Here is a 6,788-nt window from a genome sequence, read left to right on the forward strand (position 1 = left end):
TGATACTTCAACCTAAGTGGGGGAAAAGGGCTTCGCCCTGGATCCGTTTTAAAATCAAAAGATTATTTTTAAAAAGTTTTCATTTTTAAAGTCTTTATCTAATTTTGACAAATTGTTTATTTCTTAAGTTATTCGGTACTTATACCGAAGGGGAAAAAGGGCTCCGCCCTGGACCCGCTTTTAAATTCAAAAGCTTAGTTTCAAAAATGCTCTTTTTCTAAAGTTCCTATTTAATTCTTTTAACTTTTTCGGTACTTATACCGAAGTGGAAGAGGGCTCCGCCCTGGACCCGTTTTAAATTCAAAAGATTATTTTTAAAAAGTTTTCATTTTTAAAGTCTTTATCTAATTTTGACAAATTGTTTATTTCTTAAGTTATTCGGTACTTATACCGAAGGGAAAAAGGGCTTCGCCCTGGACCCGCTTTTAAATTCAAAAGATTATTTTTAAAAAGTTTTCATTTTTAAAGTCTTTATCTAATTTCGACAAATTGTTTATTTCTTAAGTTATTCGGTACTTATACCGAAGGGGAAGAGGGCTTCGCCCTGGACCCGTTTTAAAATCAAAAGATTATTTTTAAAAAGTTTTCATTTTTAAAGTCTTTATCTAAATTCGACAAATTGTTTATTTCTTAAGTTATTCGGTACTTGTACCGAAGGGGAAGAGGGCTTCGCCCTAAACCCGTTTTAAATTCAAAAGCTTAGTTTATTAAAGGCACTTGTATAGAGCGTCTCTACAGCTTTTCGGCGCTTGTAACGAAAAAAAGGAAAAGGAAAATTACTCCGTACTCATTTACCCCTGTAGGGTATTTAACTAAATAATATCATTATAATATAATAGAATTTTTAATAAAAAGTAAATTTAATATTTTATAATTAAAAAGTAGTTTTAATCAAATCTTTCTATTTTTGATTTAGGGGTGATAGATACGCCATATATTTTTGATTATGAAAAAGTTCCAGTTAATTATAATGTTAAAAAAGAAAATGATTATTTAGTTTATACGTTTGAAACAGTTTACAAAGACCCTTTGTATAAAGAAAATGAAACTCAGGTAGTTCATCTTTTTCAGCCAGAAGGAAATGTAAAAGGAGACATTATTTTTTTGCATGGCATTGGACCAAACAATATTCCATATCTTGAATGGTATGCGAGATACTTTAAAAAATGTGGATATAGAACTAGTGTAGTAATTCTTCCATATCATTTGGAAAGAAGGCCCGACAATATTGTAGATGGAGATCCATTTTACTCTCCAGAACCTCAAGACTGCGTAATTCTATTTCACAACGCAGTAAAAGATGTGCGAAGAACGATCGACTTATTAGAGACGTTTAAAGACTATTGTGAAGATAATTTGTTTTTGATGGGGGTATCTTTTGGAGGAATAATTGGTACAATGGTTTTGGCTCTTGAAAAAAGGATCAAAAAAGGAATTTTGATGATAACGGGAGCAAACTGGAGATGGATAAATTTTTATTCCCCATATACAGAAAAAGTTAGAACCGGATATGCTACACAGAAAAACTCTTTTGGTTGTGATTCGCAAGAGTATTGTAAGAAATTTAGAAGTGATGCAAAGAATTTCGTAAAGAATAATTTTAATTCAATTGATGATATATTCAAAAAGAGCCCAATTACATGTTATCATTATGATCCTTTATCTTACGCCAAATTTGTTAAACAACCAGTTCTTTTTGTTCAGGCAATTTTCGATAAAATCATGCCTAAAGATGCCGTAAAAGATTTAGAATATCTGTTGCCAAACAAAGTTGTTAAAAAAATTTTAGCAGGTCATAAATCGAGTATTTTGTATAGAAGCTTAATTGGTAGGTGGGTTGTTAATTTTATCGAAAAAGAAAGTATTGAAAAGGCTTTTCAAGAAGAAGAAAAAAAGAGTTCACAAGTGGTGAGTTCAAGCAAATAAATCTACTTTTAAACCAAGAAAAAACTCGATATTTAGCGAAGAACTGTTACTTTTAAGAATTTCTAAGTCTTGAAGTTTTATTAATAGTTCTTCTCTCTTTTGTGGATCTGTTTCAGAAAGTAGTTGATATCTCAATTTTTCTATTTCCTTTTCTATATTTTCTTTTATTTTTTCGCTCTTTTCTTGATCTTGTTGCTGATTAAACGCCAATTTTTCTGGGTTTGATGTAGAATATTCGCTTTCTTTTTTGTAAAGAATAACAGCTTTGGATTTCCCAGCTACGGCAGCTAAAAAACCCCCTCTTTTTTCAAACTTGAGTTCAATATCAGAGTATATAACAACTCCACCATTTTTTATAGCTTGTGATTTAAATTGGTTTATATTACCAGCTTCATGAGCAGCAACTCTTAATATGCTTAAAGAAGCTGGAGAGCTGTTAGCTAATCCTGGCTCCCCAGGGTCTAATTTATATCCCAAATATGGATTATAGTCTTGAAAATTTATAGAATCGATCATAATATCACCGACTCCTTACTTTAGATACAAACAATGGCGAAGCTATCTCCTTTATATAATCTGAGTTTTGAGATTTCCAACGTGAGTATTCAAAGAATAAGGGGGAATAATAACGAATAAAGGTTCTTATATACTTTTAATCAATGTTAAAGAGGATATGTCTTTAGAAATCAAAGGTAAAAACGTCTCTATCAACAAAAGCTTATATGCATATGTTGGATCAGCTATGAAAAACCTTTCTCAACGTGTTGGCAGACATCTTTCTTATAAAGAAAAGGGATATAAAAAACATTGGCATATAGACAATATTTTACAAAATCCCAAAAATGAAATTATTTTTGTTTCTTTGATACCTTCTTTCAAACGTTTAGAAGAAGATATATCAATAGAACTTTCCAAAAAGTTTAGATATATTAAATATTTCGGTGCCTCAGATTTAAAAGTTGAATCTAATTTGTTTATCATAAACAATATTGATTTATTTTTTGATACTATTAAGCCTTTTATTCTTTAAGAATCGTTTTTAAAGTAAGTCTTATTGTAACTTCATCTACTAGGTCAAAATTAATATCGATTTTTCCTTTTTCAGAATTATTCTTAAAGTTCCTATAATTACCGTCTATTTTAATATCATTTATTTCGACATTTGGAATGTTGGCTATTATGTTTATTATCCTGTCTTCATCTCCATAATTTTTTATGGTAAATAAGAAGTCTGTTATACGAGAATTAGATGTTTTAACTTCCACATCCGATAATTTTTGGATTTTATACTGTACATCCCAACTACTTCCTAAATTTATTTTTATTATACCGTCTATAGGTGTGTCTTGAACATAAGATAATTTAATTGGGAAGCTTTCCTTGTCAAATTCTTCGTGTATCCATATTTCACCAGCGGGTATTTCTATTCCAAGTCTATTGTAATTTGTATTTTCTATATATCTTACAATATTTGCTTTTGTAAAATCGCTCATATTTGTATATAAGCTAAAGTTTATAACATTTTTGTCTTCATAAAATAAAACTTTGTTTTGAGAAATGCTAAAATTCATTAAATTATTTTTTAATTCTACTTCACCTAAATTTATAGTGTAAGTTTGACTTAAAATAGCTTCTTCAGCAACAGTTTGAAAACTAGCCTGATCGTCCATTCTTGTAGTACTTAAAAGTTTTGTTGTTTCAATATAATTATTTGAAGATATGTTTAGGTATTCACTCACCAAATAAAGGTGTGTTTTTCCAACAGGTGTGGCGTTTATCTCAATATTTTTATTGAAAGTACCATCGCTCTTCATTTCATATATAACTTTCCAGCTCCCTTGAGACTTCATAGAAATAATAGCGTTTTTGGGATTTTTTAATATTACTTGGAGTGAAGGTTTAATTCTATCTTTGTATTTTTCTTCCGTAACGCACCACTTATTTATCTGTGAGTTAAAAAATAATATTTCTCTTGTATCCAAAACTTGATAAACGTTATCTTCAATTTTCTGAATATATTTGTCCGAATAATCTTCTAAAGAAACTATTTTAAACGGAAAATTCTGATAAACTTTTTTAAGTTCCCAAGAATCAACTCCGCTTACCCAAAGAACTTCAAAATCTTCAGGCACTGAAAATGTGGTTTTATCAGTGGTTATGTAATGTAACTGAACATTTTTAAAAATAAAAGTATATGATTGAGACAAAACGGTTAATGAAACAATTATAACAATAAGAAACATTAAAGTTTTTTTCATAGTATTAGCCTCCTTAGCTCATACCTGATACTCAATTTAGAAATTCTAAAATTCACATTTTATAAATATTTTAATGTTTAACTTTTTATAAAATGCCTTCTCACTTCTAATCCTTAGTTATTCCTAATTTCTTTACCTTTTTTGGTACTTGTAGCAAAGGAGGGGAAAGGGGCTTTGCCCTGAACCCGTTTTAAATTCAAAGGCTTAGTTTTAGAAATGCTTCTTTTCTAAAGTTCCTATTTAATTCTTTTAACTTTTTCGGTACTTGTAGCAAAGGAGGGAAAAGGGGCTTCACCCTAAACCCATTTTAAATTCAAAAGCTTAGTTTTAGAAATGCTTCTTTTCTAAAGTTCCCATTTAATTCTTTTAACTTTTTCGGTACTTGTAGCAAAGGAGGGAAAAGGGGCTTCACCCTAAACCCATTTTAAATTCAAAAGCTTAGTTTTAGAAATGCTTCTTTTCTAAAGTTCCTATTTAATTCTTTTAACTTTTTCGGTACTTGTAGCAAAGGAGGGGAAAGGGGCTTTGCCCTGAACCCGTTTTAAATTCAAAAGCTTAGTTTTAGAAATGCTACTTTACAAATTCCCAAACTCAAGTTTTGTCAATCTTGTAGAAAAAGTATTATCAACGCCAATCATTCAAATAATCTTTCTGTTTTTGTGTAAGTGTATCTATTTCGACCCCTATAGTTTTTAATTTTATTTTAGCTATTTTTTCGTCTACTTCATAAGGAACAGGAGCAATATTTACTTCTAATTTGTCGTGATTTTCTTTTATATACTTTGCACCTTCGAGCTGTAAACTAAAAGAAAGGTCCATTATTTCAACTGGATGTCCATCACCATTTACTAAATTAACTAATCTACCTCTACCTAAAAGAAACACACTTTTACCATTTGGGAGTTTGTATTCTTCTACACCGTTTCGAACTTCTTTTTTACTGGTTGCTATTTCTTCAAGATCTTTTACGCTTACTTCTACATCAAAATGGCCTGCATTTGCTAAAACAGCACCATCTTTCATTTTCAAAAAGTGTTCTTTAGTTACAATATCTATATCTCCTGTAGCTGTTACAAAAAAGTCCCCAAACGCAGCGGCACGATCCATCGTCATAACGTTAAATCCATCCATTATAGCTTCGTTTGCTTTTATAGGATCTACTTCTGTTATTATTACATTTGCACCTAAACCTTTCGCTCTCATGGCTATACCTTTTCCACACCAACCGTATCCTCCAACTACAACTGTTTTCCCAGCAACAGAAAGATTAGTTGATCTTGTAATTGCATCCCAAGTTGATTGTCCTGTTCCATATCTATTATCAAACAAATACTTCATGTATGAATCATTTATCAATATTACAGGTACGGGTAATTTATTTTCTCTAAAAAGTGACTTATATCTTTTAACTCCCGTTGTCGTTTCTTCACATATGCCCCACAAATGTTTTAACTTCTCGGGATATTTGTTTATCATAGTTATTCCCAAATCAGCGCCATCATCTAATATGATATTAGGATTTGTTTCTAAAATCTTTTCTATGTTTTTCCAATATGCAGTTTCATCTAAAGTCCTTTCTGCATGGACATTTAATCCATAACTTTTTAAAGCTTCTACTACGTCTTCCTGTGTGGATAATGGATTACTTCCAGTTATAGCTACATTCGCACCAAGCTCATGAAGTACAATTCCTAAATACGCAGTTTTGGCTTCTAAATGTATACTTATTGCAACATTAACTCCATCAAAAGGTTTCTCGGATTGATATAATTCTTTTAAGTAGTTTAACACTTTCATGTGCTTTTTTACCCATTCAATTTTGATCTTTCCGCTTTCAAGATTTGTCATTTTAATATCCTCCTGTCTAATACCTATATATTATTTTAGAAATTTTAAAATCCGAAACTTGGTACTTGTAGCCAGGAAAAAGTGAGAGCTCCATCGTTTCCCTGCAAAAAGGGGAATAAAACCTAAATCTTTTACAATTTGTTTTATTTTAGAATTTCTTTTAGTTCGTCTAATGTGATTTTCAGAATATTTTTCTTTATCTTGTTAATCTCTTCTTCATTTGCTTTCTTTATTTTTTCTTCTAACTCTTTATCAAATCCTTTTCCAAATCTTTGGTTTAGTATTTCTATTGCTAATTCCTTTTCTCCTTCAAGTTTGCCTTTTTCAATACCTTTTTTAATACCTTCTTCTCTCAATTTTTCAGCTATTGACATTATCAATTCACCCCTTTCAACTGATTCTTCTTTTGCTACTTTTTCCATTTCTTCTATCTCAATGTCATCTTTTGTATCCAACAAGTATTTTAAACATATCTCAAATACTTCATCAGCTTTTTCTTTGTCTTGCATTTTGTTCGTTAGTTCTACCATTAGCTTAAATGCTTTGTAAAATCGTTCTTTGTCTTTTTCAAATGCACTCCTCATCACTTCTATTACTAATCTTGTGTATGCTTCTCCTGCTATTTTTGCTTTCGATTTCGGCGAAAAGTCGTATATTTCATATTCATAGCTCGGTATGTATCTTTTCATTCCTTCAGGTATGTCTTTGACTCCTTCAATTAGGTTTATTAAATTCGTTTCTATGTTCCATATCGTT

The 6,788-nt window shown here is 30.6% G+C and carries 6 protein-coding genes; 2 read left to right on the top strand and 4 right to left on the bottom strand.

What is annotated here, in order from left to right:
• The first annotated feature begins 918 nt into the window (after positions 1 to 918).
• The gene (locus X924_RS05020) at positions 919 to 1,926 is read left to right on the top strand and encodes an alpha/beta hydrolase (RefSeq protein WP_233186583.1); all 1,008 of its coding nucleotides are present in this window, start codon (positions 919 to 921) and stop codon (positions 1,924 to 1,926) included.
• Here the strand turns inward: X924_RS05020 and X924_RS05025 are convergent.
• On the bottom strand, positions 1,915 to 2,442 hold the full coding sequence (locus X924_RS05025; RefSeq protein ID WP_121957849.1) for a hypothetical protein: 528 nt from the start codon (positions 2,440 to 2,442) through the stop codon (positions 1,915 to 1,917). The genes X924_RS05020 and X924_RS05025 overlap by 12 nt on opposite strands.
• Before the next feature lie 157 nt (positions 2,443 to 2,599).
• On the opposite strand from X924_RS05025, the gene X924_RS05030 reads away from it, so the two are divergent.
• Positions 2,600 to 2,956, top strand: coding sequence for a DUF123 domain-containing protein (locus X924_RS05030; protein ID WP_121957850.1), 357 nt, complete (start codon positions 2,600 to 2,602; stop codon positions 2,954 to 2,956).
• Here the strand turns inward: X924_RS05030 and X924_RS05035 are convergent.
• From X924_RS05035 to X924_RS05045, 3 genes are all read right to left on the bottom strand, one after another.
• Positions 2,946 to 4,184: a hypothetical protein gene (locus tag X924_RS05035; RefSeq protein ID WP_121957851.1), complete on the bottom strand. Its 1,239-nt coding sequence runs from the start codon at positions 4,182 to 4,184 to the stop codon at positions 2,946 to 2,948. The two genes, X924_RS05030 and X924_RS05035, sit on opposite strands and share 11 nt — an antisense overlap.
• Positions 4,185 to 4,808: 624 nt before the next feature.
• The gene (locus X924_RS05040; protein WP_121957852.1) at positions 4,809 to 6,032 is read right to left on the bottom strand and encodes an adenosylhomocysteinase; all 1,224 of its coding nucleotides are present in this window, start codon (positions 6,030 to 6,032) and stop codon (positions 4,809 to 4,811) included.
• A 143-nt stretch (positions 6,033 to 6,175) separates the two neighbouring features.
• Positions 6,176 to 6,788: Rpn family recombination-promoting nuclease/putative transposase (locus tag X924_RS05045; RefSeq protein WP_199172634.1), on the bottom strand; the 613-nt coding region annotated here is incomplete at its 5' end.

The organism is Petrotoga sp. 9PWA.NaAc.5.4 (assembly GCF_002895485.1).
In the GTDB taxonomy this organism is placed as follows: Bacteria; Thermotogota; Thermotogae; order Petrotogales; family Petrotogaceae; genus AZRK01.

Coding starts and splice junctions, on each gene's coding strand:
- X924_RS05035 (WP_121957851.1), bottom strand. CDS start 4,184: ATGAAAAAAACTTTAATGTTTCTTATTGTTATAATTGTTTCATTAACC.
- X924_RS05040 (WP_121957852.1), bottom strand. CDS start 6,032: ATGACAAATCTTGAAAGCGGAAAGATCAAAATTGAATGGGTAAAAAAG.
- X924_RS05030 (WP_121957850.1), top strand. CDS start 2,600: ATGTCTTTAGAAATCAAAGGTAAAAACGTCTCTATCAACAAAAGCTTA.
- X924_RS05025 (WP_121957849.1), bottom strand. CDS start 2,442: ATGATCGATTCTATAAATTTTCAAGACTATAATCCATATTTGGGATAT.